This is a genomic window from Streptomyces sp. NPDC058371 (assembly GCF_042723265.1).
Taxonomy (GTDB): domain Bacteria; phylum Actinomycetota; class Actinomycetes; order Streptomycetales; family Streptomycetaceae; genus Streptomyces.
Genome location: NZ_JBHXJC010000020.1, coordinates 92,484 through 106,922 on the forward strand (window position 1 = coordinate 92,484; position 14,439 = coordinate 106,922).

Genomic DNA, 14,439 nt, shown 5'->3' on the forward strand with positions numbered 1-14,439 from the left:
GTGCGTGTGACTACTGCCGGTTCGCCCCAACACACACCCCCATGTAGTTGCGCCGTCGACCTTTGTGTTGCTTCGATGCCGCCCCCCCCCTCCCCACGCCCTGTGTCCTGTCGCCCCGGCGCCGGTCCCGTGCGTCCCGCGGACCGGTCCATTTCGTGGACCGCGGGAACAGGAAGGCCACGGCGTGCGTCTCTTCCTAGTGGACGAGGGATTCGATCCGGACGTTCCGGCACGGATGAATGGCGCGGAAGAGCATGGACGGGGGCCGGAGATCGCATGTCCTGTGATCTCCGGGGGCAGACGCTCGATGGGTTCCGGGCGGTCTCCGGGGCCGGTCGGCAGCAGTTCGTAGCCGTATGACCAGCAGGCCGTAGTCAAGCGCCGGTAAAAGCTGTAACCGCAGGAACACCCCGCGTGCACGTGCATCTGCCCATGCATCTGCACATGAACAGAGTTATGATCCGGGTCAGTTGACCAATGCATCAATGGCCACATCAGCCAATGCACCACCCGGGGAGCGACCTGTGGACCACGACGTGTGCGACGTGGACGACGTGTACAACGGCATGGCGGCCACTCAGCTGCATGGGGTGGACTGGCAGAAGAGCAGGCACAGCAACTCGCAGGGATCCTGCGTGGAGTTCGCGCGGCTGCCCGGCGGCGGGGTGGCGGTGCGCAACTCGCGCTTTCCGGAGGGGCCCGCCCTCGTCTACACGCGCGCCGAGATAGAGGCCATGCTCCTCGGCATCAAGGACGGCGAGTTCGACCACCTGGTGGCCGGCGCCTGAAGGTGTTCGTCCGTGCGCAGTGTGTAACGCGCGTAGAACCGCGGCGCTGAAAAGCGCCGCGGTCCGTCATTCCGTAGTGGCCGGGGCAGCCGGGGGCGGCAGCCGGAACAGTGCCCACACGACCTTGCCGCTGAGGGTGCCCGCGAGCGGGTGCCAGCCCCAGCTGTCGGCGAACGAGTCGACCAGGAACAGTCCGCGGCCCGACTCCGCCGAGAAGTCGTCCGTCTCGCGTGCGACCGGACTGTCGTGACTGGGGTCGCGCACCGCGCACACCAGGCGGGTGGTCCAGCGCATCAGATGCAGCCGCACGGGCGGCTCCTGCTCGCGGCCGCGCGGGGTGTCCGCGGGCAGCGCGTGCCGCAGCGCGTTGGTGACGAGTTCGGAGACGACCAGACAGACGTCGTCGAAGCGTTCGCCGATGTCCCACTGGTCCAGCGTCCTGCGGCTGAACTGCCGTGCCTCGCGCACCGCTTCGTAGCGGGCAGGCAGCGCGCAGGAAGCGGCGTCGGACACGGCCGCGGGGTCGAGCGGCGGAAGCCCCTGCCGTAACGGCTCGAGCATGGTCGATCCATTCGTCCCCATGCGAGGCACTCCCGGGGTTCGCGGTCGTTGCGATGCAGCGGTGGCGCGGGACCATGGTTCCGAATGCGTTCAGCAGATGCAAGGGCAGATGCACGTGCACGCGCCTGAATTAGGTCATCCCGTACCCCTTTCTGTTCATTTCTTCTCTCACCTTCTTCCCACTTGTTTGCCCTCTCCTGATCTTTTTCTGTGTAACTCCTTTGGCTCCTTTCCCTTTCTGTAACCGAACGAGTACAGCTCGAAGTGTTTTAGTGGCAGACTTCGGGCCTTGAAGGACGGTTGGGGAGGCGGACGAACGTGAGCGCTGGTGAGGCATGGGGATACCCCCGGCCGAACGCCGTTGAGGCCGGGGGCGGCTCGGTGGTGCGGCGCATGCTGCTCGGGTCGCATCTCAGGCGCCTGCGAGAGGCGCGTGGCATCACCCGGGAAGCGGCCGGCTACTCGATCCGTGCCTCCGAATCGAAGATCAGCCGCATGGAGTTGGGACGGGTGAGCTTCAAGACGCGTGACGTCGAGGACCTGTTGACCCTGTACGGCATCACCGACGAGGTCGAGCGCACCTCCCTCATCTCCCTCGCGAAGGAGGCCAACGTCGCGGGGTGGTGGCACAGTTACTCCGACGTGCTGCCCAGCTGGTTCCCGACCTACGTGGGCCTGGAGGGCGCGGCCCACATGATCCGCTCGTACGAAGTGCAGTTCGTGCACGGCCTGTTGCAGACCGAGGCCTACGCGCACGCGGTCGTCACGCGCGGGATGAAGGGCGCGAGCCCGGCCGACATCGACCGGCGGGTGGCACTGCGCCTGGAGCGCCAGAAGCACCTCGTCTCCGAGAGCGCCCCCGAGTTCCACTGCGTCCTCGACGAGGCCGCGCTGCGCCGGCCGTACGGCGACCGCGAGGTGATGCGAGGTCAGCTCCAGCACCTCATCGAGATCTCGGAGCGCCCGAACGTACGACTTCAGGTCATGCCGTTCAGCTTCGGCGGGCACTCGGGCGAGAGCGGCTCCTTCACCATCCTGAGCTTCCCCGAGTCCGACCTGTCGGACGTCGTCTATCTGGAACAGCTCACGAGCGCGCTCTACCTGGACAAGCGCGAGGACGTCACGCAGTACGAGAGCGCGCTGAAGCAGCTGCAGCAGGACAGCCCCGGTCCGGCCGAGAGCCGCGATCTGCTCAGGGGCCTCCTCCAGCTCTCCTGACCGGTGGCCGAAATCCCCGCCCTCGGGTTTCGGACGGTCTTCCGCAGGTCTTCACACTCTGTCCTGAGCTGCTCTCCAACTCCGTTTAAACACAAGTACGATGACGCGTGATCAGACGTTGATCGGATGACTGCTGACTCAGACCGGATGTCTGCCTCGGCAGCACAGGGATTGAGGGAGCACATGTCGTCCTACTTCACCGACCTGGCCCAGCAGTACATCGACGGTGAGTGGCGCCCGGGCACCGGCTCATGGGACATCATCGACTTCAACCCGTACGACGGTGAGAAGCTCGCGTCGATCACCATAGCCACGGTCGACGAGGTCGACGACGCCTACCGCGCGGCCGAGCGCGCCCAGAAGAAGTGGGCCGCCACCAACCCGTACGCGCGCCGTGCCGTCTTCGAGCGGGCCCTGCGGATCATCGAGGACCGCGAGCAGGAGATCACCGAGGCGATCATCGCCGAGCTCGGCGGCACGCACCTCAAGGCGGGCTTCGAGCTGCACCTGGCCAAGGAGTTCCTGCGCGAGTCGATCCAGTGGGCGGTGCGGCCCGAGGGCCGGATCGTCCCCTCGCCGGTCGACGGCAAGGAGAACCGCGTCTACCGCGTCCCGGTCGGTGTGGTCGGTGTCATCAGCCCGTTCAACTTCCCCTTCCTGCTGTCGCTGAAGTCCGTCGCGCCGGCCCTGGCGCTGGGCAACGCCGTGGTGCTCAAGCCGCACCAGAACACCCCGATCGTCGGCGGCTCCCTCGTCGCGAAGGTCTTCGAGGACGCGGGCCTGCCCGGCGGCCTGCTCAACGTCGTGATCACCGACATCGCCGAGATCGGCGACGCGTTCATCGAGCACCCGGTCCCGAAGGTCATCTCCTTCACCGGCTCCGACACGGTGGGCCGCCACGTCGCCACGGTCTGCGCCGCGCAGTTCAAGCGCTCGATCCTCGAACTCGGCGGCAACAGCGCGCTCGTGGTGCTCGACGACGCGGACATCGACTACGCCGTGGACGCCGCGGTGTTCAGCCGGTACGTGCACCAGGGCCAGGTCTGCATGGCGGCCAACCGTGTCCTGGTGGACCGCTCGATCGAGGCGGAGTTCACCGAGAAGTTCGTCGCCAAGGTCAGGTCGCTGAAGGTCGGCGACCCGGCCGACCCGACGACGGTCATCGGCCCGGTCATCAACGCCTCCCAGGCGGACGCTCTCACGGGCGTGGTCGACCAGGCGATCGCGGAGGGCGCCACGGCCCTCGTCCACGGCGGCACCACCGACAACCTGGTCGAGCCGAGCGTGCTGACCGGCGTGCCCGCCGGCTCCGCCCTCCTCCAGCAGGAGATCTTCGGCCCGGTGGCGGTCCTCATCCCCTTCGACAGCGAGGAGGAGGCCGTTCGCGTCGCCAACGACACCCCGTACGGCCTCAGCGGCGCCGTCCACACCGGCGACATCGAGCGCGGTGTCGCCTTCGCCAAGCAGATCGACACCGGCATGTTCCACGTGAACGACGGCACCGTCCACGACGAGCCCCTGGTCGCCTTCGGCGGCGAGAAGCACTCGGGCATCGGCCGCCTGAACGGCGATGCGGTGGTCGACGCGTTCACCACGCAGAAGTGGATCTCGGTGCAGCACGGGCGCAGCCGCTTCCCGTTCTGACCGGGTGGGTGGGCCGAGGGGCGCCTGTGCCGACGGCACGAACGGGAGTCGACGCAGGCGGACGGAAAATCCGGAGCGAACCGGGCCCGCCTCTGTGGATGAGGACAGAAGCTGACCGCAAGTCCCCGTAGCTTCATCGGTGTCAGGCAAGAGGACCCGATGAAAGGCGGCCGGTCATGGTCACTCACGTTTCCCTGGAAGCGCACGACGACGAGCGCGGAGCCCTGATCGCCTTCCTGGAGGCGGAGCGGGGCGGCATCAGGCGGGCCCTCATCGGCCTGACCGCCGAGCAGGCCGCGAGCCGGCCCAGCGCGAGTGAACTGTCGCTGGCCGGACTGCTCAAGCACGTTGCCGAGGTTGAGCAGGGCTGGATCGCCCGTGCCAAGGGCGAGCCGACTGCGGTCCAGCGAGATGAGTCGAACTGGCACGAGTGTTTCGTGCTCGTCGGCGACGAGACCGTCGAGGGACAGCTCGCGTACTGGGAGAAGGTCGCCGCGGAAACCGAGGCCTTCATCCGCTCGGCGCCGAGCCTCGACGAGACCTTCCTCCTCCCCGAGGCCCCCTGGTTCCCGCCGGAGGGCCGGGTCTCCATCCGCTGGGTGGCGCTCCATCTGATCCGTGAGACGGCCCGCCATGCCGGCCACGCCGACATCATCCGCGAGTCCCTGGACGGCGCGACCGCCTTCGAGCTGGTGGCCCGGGAGCAGGCGGGTTGATCCCCGGCTCTAACCTGGACCGCATGTCAGCGATCCGTCTCCTGGTGCTCGGCGCCGTCCGCCAGCACGGGCGGGCCCACGGCTACCAGGTGCGCAACGACCTGGAGTACTGGGGCGCGCACGAGTGGTCCAACGCCAAGCCCGGCTCGATCTATCACGCGCTCAAGCAGATGGCGAAACAGGGACTGCTGCACGCCCACGAGATCGCGCCGTCCACCGCGGGCGGACCGCCGCGCACCGAGTACGAGATCACGGACCAGGGCACCGAGGAGTTCCTGGCGCTGCTGCGGGAGTCCCTGACCTCGTACGACCAGAAGATGGACGTCCAGTCGGCGGGTATCGGCTTCATCGTCGACCTGCCGAGGGACGAGGCGGTGGCGTTGCTGAAGGAGCGGATCCGCAGGATCGAGGAGTGGCGGGGGGCCGTGACCGAGCACTACGTGCCCGAGGACGGCCCCGAACAGCTCGGCCACATCGGCGAGATCATGAACCTCTGGGTGCACACCGCCGACGCGGACGCCGAGTGGACACGCGGACTGATCGAGCGGATCGAGCGCGGGGCCTACACCTTCGCCGGCGAGGGCGAACCATTCGTCGGGGTCCTGGGCGAGGGTGACGAGAACCCGTACGCGACGGGGACGCCCCATCCGGGAGACCGCGGCTAATCAAGTTTGACGAATGCCATCAGGGGCATTACTTTGAACGCGTAGTCAAGTTTGACTACCGTGGAAGTGGCGGAAGGAGCCGGATGACCGACGCGATCGTCGTCGAGGGCGTACGGAAGCGGTACGGGGCCAAGGCGGCCCTGGACGGGCTGGATCTGACCGTGGGACGCGGCACCGTCCACGGACTGCTCGGTCCGAACGGCGCGGGCAAGACCACCGCGGTGCGCGTGCTGACCACACTGCTGCGGCCCGACGAGGGCCGTGCGCGGATCGCCGGGTACGACGTGGTGCGCGAGGCGCGCCGGGTGCGCGGCCGCATCGGCCTGCTCGGCCAGCACGCGGCGCTCGACGAGGAGCTGGGCGGCCGCCAGAACCTGGAGATGTTCGGGCGCCTCCACCACCTGGGCGGGCGCCACGCGCGCGTGCGGGCCGGCGAACTCCTGGAGCGCTTCGGCCTCGCGGACACCGGCCGCAAGGCGGTCAAGCAGTACAGCGGCGGCATGCGGCGGCGCCTGGACCTCGCCGCCTCCCTGATCACGGACCCGGAGGTGCTGTTGCTGGACGAGCCGACGACCGGGCTCGACCCGCGCGGGCGCGCCGAGGTGTGGGCGGCCGTGCGCTCCCTGGTCGGCGGGGGCACGACGGTCCTGCTCACCACGCAGTACCTGGAGGAGGCGGACCAGCTCGCCGACCGCATCTCCGTGGTCGACCGGGGACGGGCCGTCGCGGACGGCACGGCGGACCAGCTGAAGGAGCGCACGGGCGGCGGCCGCATCGACGTGGTGCTGCGCGACGCCGGCCAACTGGGCGCCGCCGTGGCCCTGTTGCCGTTGGAGAAGTCGGAGGTCTCCGTCGACGCCGACCGCCGGCTGCTGAGCGCCCCGGTCGCCGACCGCATGGCGGCGCTCGCCGGGACCGTACGCGCCCTGGAGGCGGCCGGGATCGAGGCGGAGGACATCGCGCTGCGGCGACCGACGTTGGACGAGGTGTTCCTACGGCTGACGGGGCGCGAGGACCGTACGAAGGAGGCCGTGTGAGTACGACGTACGACCGGAGCCGAGTGAGCGCCGATCAGCCGGCCCGGGCCGGGGCCGGGACGCACGTCCTGGCCGACTGCTGGACCATGACCCGGCGCGAACTCGCCCACTGGGCGCGGCAGCCGGTGCAGGTGCTCGTCGGTCTGGTCTTCCCGGTGATGCTGTTGCTGATGTTCGGCTACCTGATCGGCGGCGGGCGCGGTGTCGCCGGTGACTACGTCGACTTCCTGGTGCCCGGCATGCTCGCGCTGACCATGGCCTTCGGTCTGGAGGGCACGATGCTCGCCGTCACCCAGGACCTCAACAAGGGCGTGATCGACCGCTTCCGCTCGATGCCGATGGCCAACGGCGCGGTGCTGGTGGGCCGTTGTGCCGCCGACATGCTCCAGTCGGCGGTGGGCCTGCTCGTGCTGATCGGAGTCGGGTACGCGATCGGCTGGCGGGCGCACGGCGGACCCGGCGCCTTCCTGGGCGCCGTCGGCCTGCTGCTGCTCTTCCGGTTCGCGATGCTGTGGATCGGCATCCAACTGGCGATGGTCGCCGGGAGGCCGGAGCTGGTGCAGGCCGTGCAGATCCTGGTCTGGCCCGCGGGCTTCCTCTCCAACGCCTTCGCCACCCCCGACTCCATGCCGGGCTGGCTGGCCGCGGTGGTCGAGTGGAACCCGATGTCCCAGACGGCGACCGCGGTCCGCGACCTGTTCGGCGGCCCGGGCGGGGAGCCGGGACATCTGTGGGCCGCGGTCGCCTGGCCGCTCGCCCTGGTCGCGGTGTTCTTCCCGCTGGCGGTACGGCGGTTCGCCCGCCTCAGCCGCTGAGCCCACCCTCCCCGGGCGGGGCTGCCGGCCGAGCGCCGGGGGCCCCGCTCAGTGGTGGAAACCGGTCGCCTTCTCCTTGTCGGACGTCAACGGATGCGGCTGCCGCCGCAGTTCGGGCAGCAGCCGGCCCAGGTCCTCCACGAACAGCTCGGCCAGGTCCATGGAGAAGCCGTTGCGGCACACCACCCGCAGCACGGACAGGTCCTCCCGGTCCGGCGGGAAGGTGTACGCGGGCACCAGCCAGCCCCGCTCGCGCATCCGCCGGGACACGTCGAAGACGTCGTACGCCGTCACCTCGGGTTTCGTCGTGAAGGCGAACACGGGCAACTCGTCGCCCCGGGTGAGGAGCCGGAAGTCCCCCAGCGCCTCGATGTGCCCGGCGAGGGCGAGGGCCACGTCCCGGGTGGTCTGCTGCACGGCCCGGTAGCCCGCACGGCCCAGCCGCAGGAACGTGTAGTACTGCGCCACGACCTGTGCGCCCGGCCGGGAGAAGTTGAGCGCGAAGGTCGGCATGTCGCCGCCCAGGTAGTTCACGCGGAAGACGAGTTCCTCCGGCAGCTCCGCCGCCGTACGCCACAGCGCCCAGCCGACACCCGGGTAGACCAGGCCGTACTTGTGCCCCGAGGTGTTGATGGAGGCCACCCTCGGCAGCCGGAAGTCCCAGACCAGGTCCTCGTCGAGGAAGGGCGCGACCATGGCGCCGGACGCGCCGTCGACATGGACGGGGATGTCGAGACCCGTACTTTCCTGGAGCGCGTCGAGGGCGGCGCACAGCTCGGCGATCGGTTCGTACGACCCGTCGAAGGTGGAGCCGAGGATGCCGACGACCCCGATGGTGTTCTCGTCGCACAGCTCGGCGGCGGCCTGTGGGTCGAGGTGGAACCGGTCGCCGTCCATCGGGACCTGGCGCGCCTCCACCTCCCAGAAGTTGCAGAACTTCTCCCAGCAGACCTGGACGTTCACACCCATCACGAGGTTCGGGCGGGCCCCGGGGTAGCGGTCCGCGTTGCGCTGGGTCCAGCGGCGCTTGAGGGCCATCCCGGCGAGCATGCACGCCTCGCTGGACCCGGTGGTCGAACAGCCCACGGCGGCCGACGGGTCGGGCGCGTTCCACAGATCGGCGAGCATCGCCACACAGCGCCGCTCCAGCTCGGCGGTGCGCGGGTACTCGTCCTTGTCGATCATGTTCTTGTCCCGGCACTCGGCCATCAGCACACCGGCCTGCGGTTCCATCCAGGTGGTGACGAAGGTGGCCAGATTGAGCCGCGCGTTGCCGTCCAGCATGAGTTCGTCGTGGACGAGCTGGTACGCCGTCGTGGGCGGCAGCGGCCCGTCCGGCAGCCGGTGCCTGGGCGGTGCCTCGATCATGCCGCTGACCGGGTTCGTCTCCCCGTAGAAGGGGTTGACGGACATCGGGCGCTCGTCGGGCGTCTCGGGGCCTTTGTGGAGCGGCACTTCGCCTCCATACGGTCAGTCGTGGGGTCGGGGTTGCGTCGCACGGTAGATCAGCGGATCGGGGTCCCGTCGTCGTGGAGCTGCATCTGGGGTCTGCCGGTCACCAGCAGCCAGGCCGGCACCGACGCGAGCACCAGCAGCGGCAGCACGGCCGGGTCGGACGCCAGGACGGCCGCCGTGAACAGGCTGATCCAGCCCTGCCGGGTGACCGCGAGCAGCACCCCGAGCACGCCGCAGACGACGGCGACCGTGGGATGCGCCTGGGGCACCAGCGCGTGCGCGCACAGGCCGAGGGCCACGCCGGCGAAGACCGCGGGAAAGATCCGGCCGCCGCGGAAGCCGCAGGACGCGGCGACGACCAGCGCGACCAGCTTCACCACCGCCATCAGCGCGAACCGCCCTGCCGACCAGCCGTCCGGGTCCCCGGCCAGCGTCTTCACCTCGTCCAGGCCCTTGAAGAGCGTCAGATGCCCGCCCAGGGCCCCCAACAGGCCGAGGACGAGCCCACCGACGGGAATCGCCAGCAGGTGTCGCCCGAGCCGCGCGAAGGCGCCGTGGACATGGGGCAGGGCGTACACCGCGGCCATCCCGATCACCGCCGCGGCCGAGGCGACCACCAGGGCGGTCAGTAGATCGCCCCAGCGCGGTCCCCCGTAGGCGGGCAGCGAGAGGTCGAAACTCGGGTGGGCCAGCAGCGTCATGGTCAGCGCACCCGTGCCGCCCGCGAGCAGCGGAGGCAGCAGCCGGTCCCAGAGGGCGCCGGGCCCCGGCTGTCCGGCCAGCACCTCGGAGAAGATCAGCGCGGCGGCCACCGGCGTGCCGAACAGCGCGCCGATCGTGCCGGCCGCCGCCAGCGACATCCACAGCGCGGCCGGGGAGCCGGGGGCCGCCCGGCTGCCCAGCCAGTACGCGAGCGCGATGTTGGCGGCCGTGATCGGGTTCTCGGGGCCCAGGCTGACCCCGCCCGCCAGCGCCAGCACGGTGGCCAGCAGCAGCCCGGGCAGCACCCGGGGCGGCAGCGGCGGGTCGACCAGTCCGGTGGTCGCGGGGTCGGGGCCCGCGTGTCCCGGGGCCCGCCACACCACCAGGCCCACCGCCACACCGGTCGCCGTGAGCATCACCAGCATCCAGAGCACCGAGTAGCGGCCCACGCCCAGCGCGTCCGGAAGGGTCTCCCACAGGACGTCCTTGAGCTGTTCGGCGACCAGACTGACACCCAGCAGGACGAGGGCGGCGGCCACCCCGACCACGGCGGAGGGCACGATCAGCGGCAGCAGCCGCCGGACGGGGGCCTGACCCGGCGCCGCCGGGGCTTCGGTGCTCACGGGCGACACCCTAAGCGGGCAAAAGCCGCAGAACATCCCGAGGATTTCCGATGTGCCCCTCGACTTGCACCTCACGTGGCGTGAGGGCCCAGCCTGAAGTGCGTACCGAGAAGGGAGCGGAAGTGAGCTACTCAGTGGGCCAGGTCGCCGGTTTCGCCGGGGTGACGGTGCGCGCGCTGCACCACTACGACGAGATCGGACTGCTCGCGCCCAGCGGGCGCAGCCACGCGGGGCACCGGCGCTACAGCGACGCCGACCTCGACCGGCTGCAGCAGATCCTGTTCTACCGGGAGCTCGGCTTCCCGCTCGACGAGGTCGCCGCCCTGCTCGACGACCCGGAGGTGGACCCGCGCGCACATCTGCGCCGGCAGCACGAGCTGCTGACCGCCCGGATCGAGAAGCTGAGGAAGATGGCGGCGGCCGTCGAACACGCCATGGAGGCACGGAAGATGGGCATCAACCTCACGCCCGAGGAGAAGTTCGAGGTCTTCGGGGACAAGGACCCGGAAGAACACGCCGAGGAGGTCGAACAGCGCTGGGGCGGCACGGCGGAGTACGCCGAGTCGCAGCGGCGCACGGCCCGCTACACCAAGGCCGACTGGCAGCGGGTGCAGGCCGAGGCCGCCTCCTGGGGCGAGCGGTACGACGCCCTCATGGAGTCCGGCGAACCCGCGAGCGGCGACCGGGCCATGGACCTGGCCGAGGAGCACCGGCAGCACATCGGCAAGTGGTTCTACGACTGCTCGTACGAACTCCACCGGTGCTTCGGCGAGATGTACGTCTCCGACGAGCGGTTCAAGGAGTACTACGACTCCATGCGGCCGGGACTCGCCGAGCACCTGAGGGACGCGATCGCGGCGAACGCCGACCGCCACGAGGGATGACGGCAGAGGAACGACGTAAGGGGCGCCCGCCATGGCGGACGCCCCTTACCGCTGTGCGCTATTCCTTGACCAGGACCACCGCCGTGCCGTAGGCGCACACCTCCGTGCCCACGTCGGCCGCCTCCGTCACGTCGAAACGGAACATCAGCACGCCGTTGGCGCCACGCGCGCGTGCCTGCTCGACGAGCCGTTCCATGGCCTGATTGCGGGTCTCCACGAGAGTCTTGGTGAGACCCTTGAGTTCACCGCCGATCATCGACTTCAGACCCGCTCCGATCTGGCTGCCCAGATGCCGGGAACGGACCGTGAGGCCGAAGACCTCCCCGATAACCTGTTCGACGCGGTACCCCGGTACGTCGTTCGTGGTCACGACCAGAACGTCGGACTGGGGGCTCATGCCGCCGCCGTAATCCTCGATGCCCATGCCTCACAGCTTTGTCCCAGTCGGCGCACAGTGCATCCTGGAGACACCGGTGGAACCTGGCGCAGACACACGGCGTTGATAACTTTGGTCGCTCGAACCCAGCCGCCGTACCTTCCTTCACCCCACAGGAGCCCGGAACCGTGACGACGCTTGCCCTTGGACCAAGCTGGCTGGATCCGAACCACCTCCTGGACAGCTTCGGCATCTGGGGCCTGCTGCTCATCGTCTTCGCCGAGTCCGGCCTGCTCATCGGCTTCTTCCTGCCGGGCGACTCGCTGCTGTTCACCTGCGGTCTGCTGATCACGTCGAACCAGCTGGACTTCCCGCTGTGGGCGGCCGTCGCGCTGATCTGCGTCGCCGCGGTCCTGGGCGACCAGGCGGGCTATCTCTTCGGCAAGAAGGTCGGCCCCTCGCTCTTCAGCCGCCCGGACTCCCGCCTCTTCAAGCAGGAGAACGTGGTCAAGGCCCACGAGTTCTTCGAGAAGTACGGCCCCAAGTCCCTGGTCCTGGCCCGCTTCGTGCCCATCGTGCGCACGTTCACGCCGATCATCGCCGGCGTCAGCGGCATGCGGTACCGCTCGTTCATCACCTACAACGTCATCGGCGGCGTCCTGTGGGGCGCGGGCGTCACGCTGCTCGGCTCCTGGCTCGGCAAGATCGACTTCGTGAACAAGAACATCGAGGCGATCCTGATCCTGATCGTTCTCGTCTCGGTGATCCCGATCGCCATCGAGTTCCTGCGGGCCCGCGGCAAGGCCAAGAAGGAAGCGGCCCAGGCTCCGGCCGGCCCCGCCTCCACCCCCGCGCCCGACCAGACCGCGCAGCTGCGCGTCCCCCCGCTCCACCAGGGCCAGAACGAGGGCTACGACCAGGGCCAGGGCTACGACCCGAACCAGGGCTACGACCAGGGCCGTGGCTACGGCGAGAACCAGGGCTACGGCGAGAACCAGAACCCGAACCAGGGCTACCACCAGAATCCCGGATACGGCCAGAACCACGGCTACAACCAGGGCCAGGGACAGAGCCAGGGCTACGGCGAGAACCAGGGCCAGGGCTACGGCGAGAACCAGGCCTACGGCCAGGACGAGGACCCGCAGCAGCCCCCGCGCGGCCGCCACGCCAAGCGATAGCGCCCGCAGACCCCGGCGGCCCACAGCGGCCCGCAGTCCCCACACCCGATGCCGGCAGGCACCCGCGTCGGCCCCGTACGCCTAGAAGCCGCGCGTCCGCTTGGCCGCGCGGCGCCCGGCCGCGTTCCCGCCCGGCATCCGCAGGAACAGCCGGGAGATCTCCGAGCCGAGGTTCACGCCGATGGCGATGGCCATCGCGAGGGCGGCGGCCTTGGTCAGGGACACCAAGCCCTTGTCGACGTCGCTCTGGGCGAAGGCCAGCAGGCCGAAGTATGTGGCGGAGCCCGGCAGCAGCGGACCGATCGCTGCCGTGGTGTACGGCAGCGCCGAGGCGAACCGGTAGCGGGACAGCAGCTGCCCGAACAGGCCCACCAGGCCCGCCGCCACGGCCGTGGAGGCGACCGGTGAGATGCCGCCGGCGTAGTGCATCGCGCCGTACACCGACCAGGCCACGCCGCCGTTGAGGGTCACCGCAAGGACGGTGGATCGTTCCTGCTGGAGCAGGACCGCGAAGGTGAGCGAGAGCAGCATGGACGCGGCGATCTGCAGGAGCGGCCGCTCGGAGAGGCCCAGCGCCTGGTCGGGATTGAGTTCCGCGCCCAGCTTCACGCCGAAGTACAGGACCAGCAGCACGCCCGCCACGATGCCCACGAAGAAGTACATGACCTCCAGCAGGCGCGCGGACGCGGTGATGTAGAAGCCGGTCAGACCGTCCTGGACGCCCGCGACCAGCGCCCTTCCGGGCAGCAGCGCGAAGAGCCCACCGGTGATCACCGCGGACGCCTTCACCCCGCCGCCCGACAGCTGGAGGGCGACCCCTATCGCGGCCGGCGGCATCGCGGCCACCGTGAACTGGTAGAACTCCGGCAGCCCGCGCCCCGCGCACAGCCAGGCCAGCCGGTCGCCCAGCATCGCGCCCAGCGCGGCGGCGACGAACACGATGGCGTCACCGCCGACGAGGATCGAGGCCGCACCGGCGAGCAGACCGTTGGAGGCGGTCAGCACCCAGCCGGGGTACGGGTGCCGGTTACGGCGCATCTCGGCGAGGCGCCGGTAGGCCTCCTCCAGGGTGATCGCCGTCTCCGGGTCGCTGAGATCGTCGACGAGCCGGTAGACGGCCGCGAGGCGCGTGTAGTCGGTGCCCCGGCGGCGTACCGTCCGGGAGGCCGTGACCGGGTCCTCCACCAGGGACGGCTGGTGCGAGATCGACAGCAGCGTGAAGGTGACGTTCGGCTCACAGCGGTCCAGGCCGTACGAGCGGCAGACCGCGAACATCGCGGCCTCCACGTCCTCGGCCCCCTCGCCGCCGGCCAGCAGCAGCTCGCCGATACGCAGCGTCAGGTCCAGCACACGCGGAACGGCCGGCCCGGACTCGTCGTCCTCCTTGTGCACCAGCTCGGGCGCCGGCCGCTCGGTCACCGGCATGCGCAGCATGGTGCGCATCCGGTCCTGCCAGGGCGCGTCCTTGGTCAGCCGGACCACGGGGATGCCGCTGGCCGGCGTGAAGGCGGGCGGAGCCTGCTTGGAGCTGTAGGTGGCCGGAGTGCTGAACGCGGAACCCTCGGAGTCGGCCGGGGTGCCCTGGGGGACGTCCAGACCCCTGGGCAGCGCGAACTCGGATGTCGTGGACGACTCGTCCTCGACCACCGGTGCCTGCGGCGCCGCCACACCGGCCGGTTGGGCGAAGGCACTCCTCGCCTCGTCCGACTGAGGCTTGCGGTCTTCCGCCTCCGGTTCCGCCACTCGTTCAGCCTTGCCTTTCGTGCACGTACGTCTC

Annotated in this window: 14 protein-coding genes; 9 read left to right on the top strand and 5 right to left on the bottom strand. The window is 69.8% G+C overall.

The features are described from left to right. Positions 1–524 precede the first annotated feature (524 nt). A complete protein-coding gene (locus ACFWM2_RS37155; RefSeq protein ID WP_383289668.1) occupies positions 525–788 on the top strand; it encodes a DUF397 domain-containing protein in 264 nt (87 codons plus the stop codon). A 66-nt stretch (positions 789–854) separates the two neighbouring features. Here the strand turns inward: ACFWM2_RS37155 and ACFWM2_RS37160 are convergent, their stop codons facing one another. Next, entirely contained in the window at positions 855–1,349 is a 495-nt protein-coding gene (locus ACFWM2_RS37160) for an ATP-binding protein (protein WP_383289671.1), read from the bottom strand. Between the two features lie 393 nt (positions 1,350–1,742). Between ACFWM2_RS37160 and ACFWM2_RS37165 the strand changes: the two genes are divergently transcribed. The 6 genes from ACFWM2_RS37165 (at position 1,743) to ACFWM2_RS37190 (ending at position 7,444) form a co-directional block, all read left to right on the top strand. Then, entirely contained in the window at positions 1,743–2,567 is an 825-nt protein-coding gene (locus ACFWM2_RS37165; protein ID WP_383289761.1) for a helix-turn-helix domain-containing protein, read from the top strand. A gap of 183 nt (positions 2,568–2,750) precedes the next feature. Then, positions 2,751–4,211 (top strand): aldehyde dehydrogenase family protein, encoded by a 1,461-nt coding sequence (locus ACFWM2_RS37170; RefSeq protein ID WP_383289674.1) that lies wholly within the window; start codon positions 2,751–2,753, stop codon positions 4,209–4,211. Positions 4,212–4,387: 176 nt separating this feature from the next. Beyond that, on the top strand, positions 4,388–4,927 hold the full coding sequence (locus ACFWM2_RS37175) for a DinB family protein (RefSeq protein WP_383289677.1): 540 nt from the start codon (positions 4,388–4,390) through the stop codon (positions 4,925–4,927). Between the two features lie 23 nt (positions 4,928–4,950). Further along, complete coding sequence (locus ACFWM2_RS37180) at positions 4,951–5,592, top strand: PadR family transcriptional regulator (protein WP_383289680.1); 642 nt, start codon at positions 4,951–4,953, stop codon at positions 5,590–5,592. Positions 5,593–5,675: 83 nt separating this feature from the next. Continuing rightward, positions 5,676–6,629, top strand: a complete 954-nt coding sequence (locus ACFWM2_RS37185; RefSeq protein ID WP_383289683.1) for an ATP-binding cassette domain-containing protein — start codon at positions 5,676–5,678, stop codon at positions 6,627–6,629. Between the two features lie 86 nt (positions 6,630–6,715). Further along, positions 6,716–7,444: an ABC transporter permease gene (locus ACFWM2_RS37190; protein WP_383289764.1), complete on the top strand. Its 729-nt coding sequence runs from the start codon at positions 6,716–6,718 to the stop codon at positions 7,442–7,444. A 48-nt stretch (positions 7,445–7,492) separates the two neighbouring features. On the opposite strand, the gene ACFWM2_RS37195 is transcribed toward ACFWM2_RS37190, so the two are convergent. Beyond that, on the bottom strand, positions 7,493–8,899 hold the full coding sequence (locus ACFWM2_RS37195; protein ID WP_383289686.1) for a glutamate decarboxylase: 1,407 nt from the start codon (positions 8,897–8,899) through the stop codon (positions 7,493–7,495). Between the two features lie 50 nt (positions 8,900–8,949). Next, positions 8,950–10,260 carry an ion channel protein gene (locus tag ACFWM2_RS37200; protein ID WP_383289689.1) on the bottom strand — a complete coding sequence of 437 codons (1,311 nt, stop codon included), beginning with the start codon at positions 10,258–10,260 and terminating at the stop codon, positions 8,950–8,952. A gap of 86 nt (positions 10,261–10,346) precedes the next feature. On the opposite strand from ACFWM2_RS37200, the gene ACFWM2_RS37205 reads away from it, so the two are divergent. After that, complete coding sequence (locus ACFWM2_RS37205; protein ID WP_383289692.1) at positions 10,347–11,108, top strand: MerR family transcriptional regulator; 762 nt, start codon at positions 10,347–10,349, stop codon at positions 11,106–11,108. Positions 11,109–11,166: 58 nt separating this feature from the next. Here the strand turns inward: ACFWM2_RS37205 and ACFWM2_RS37210 are convergent, their stop codons facing one another. Next, positions 11,167–11,532 (bottom strand): YbjQ family protein, encoded by a 366-nt coding sequence (locus ACFWM2_RS37210; protein ID WP_383289695.1) that lies wholly within the window; start codon positions 11,530–11,532, stop codon positions 11,167–11,169. 140 nt (positions 11,533–11,672) lie between these two features. Here ACFWM2_RS37210 and ACFWM2_RS37215 point away from each other — a divergent pair, with 140 nt between their 5' ends. After that, positions 11,673–12,662: a VTT domain-containing protein gene (locus ACFWM2_RS37215; protein WP_383289698.1), complete on the top strand. Its 990-nt coding sequence runs from the start codon at positions 11,673–11,675 to the stop codon at positions 12,660–12,662. A gap of 81 nt (positions 12,663–12,743) precedes the next feature. On the opposite strand, the gene ACFWM2_RS37220 is transcribed toward ACFWM2_RS37215, so the two are convergent. Continuing rightward, the gene (locus ACFWM2_RS37220) at positions 12,744–14,405 is read right to left on the bottom strand and encodes a threonine/serine exporter ThrE family protein (RefSeq protein WP_383289701.1); all 1,662 of its coding nucleotides are present in this window, start codon (positions 14,403–14,405) and stop codon (positions 12,744–12,746) included. Between the last annotated feature and the right edge of the window lie 34 nt (positions 14,406–14,439).

What these genes read in the sequence shown, in the direction of transcription:
- ACFWM2_RS37160 (WP_383289671.1), bottom strand. Translation starts at nt 1,349, where the DNA reads ATGCTCGAGCCGTTACGGCAGGGGCTTCCGCCGCTCGACCCCGCGGCC.
- ACFWM2_RS37165 (WP_383289761.1), top strand. Translation starts at nt 1,743, where the DNA reads ATGCTGCTCGGGTCGCATCTCAGGCGCCTGCGAGAGGCGCGTGGCATC.
- ACFWM2_RS37200 (WP_383289689.1), bottom strand. Translation starts at nt 10,260, where the DNA reads ATGTTCTGCGGCTTTTGCCCGCTTAGGGTGTCGCCCGTGAGCACCGAA.
- ACFWM2_RS37175 (WP_383289677.1), top strand. Translation starts at nt 4,388, where the DNA reads ATGGTCACTCACGTTTCCCTGGAAGCGCACGACGACGAGCGCGGAGCC.
- ACFWM2_RS37170 (WP_383289674.1), top strand. Translation starts at nt 2,751, where the DNA reads ATGTCGTCCTACTTCACCGACCTGGCCCAGCAGTACATCGACGGTGAG.
- ACFWM2_RS37210 (WP_383289695.1), bottom strand. Translation starts at nt 11,532, where the DNA reads ATGGGCATCGAGGATTACGGCGGCGGCATGAGCCCCCAGTCCGACGTT.
- ACFWM2_RS37180 (WP_383289680.1), top strand. Translation starts at nt 4,951, where the DNA reads ATGTCAGCGATCCGTCTCCTGGTGCTCGGCGCCGTCCGCCAGCACGGG.
- ACFWM2_RS37190 (WP_383289764.1), top strand. Translation starts at nt 6,716, where the DNA reads ATGACCCGGCGCGAACTCGCCCACTGGGCGCGGCAGCCGGTGCAGGTG.
- ACFWM2_RS37185 (WP_383289683.1), top strand. Translation starts at nt 5,676, where the DNA reads ATGACCGACGCGATCGTCGTCGAGGGCGTACGGAAGCGGTACGGGGCC.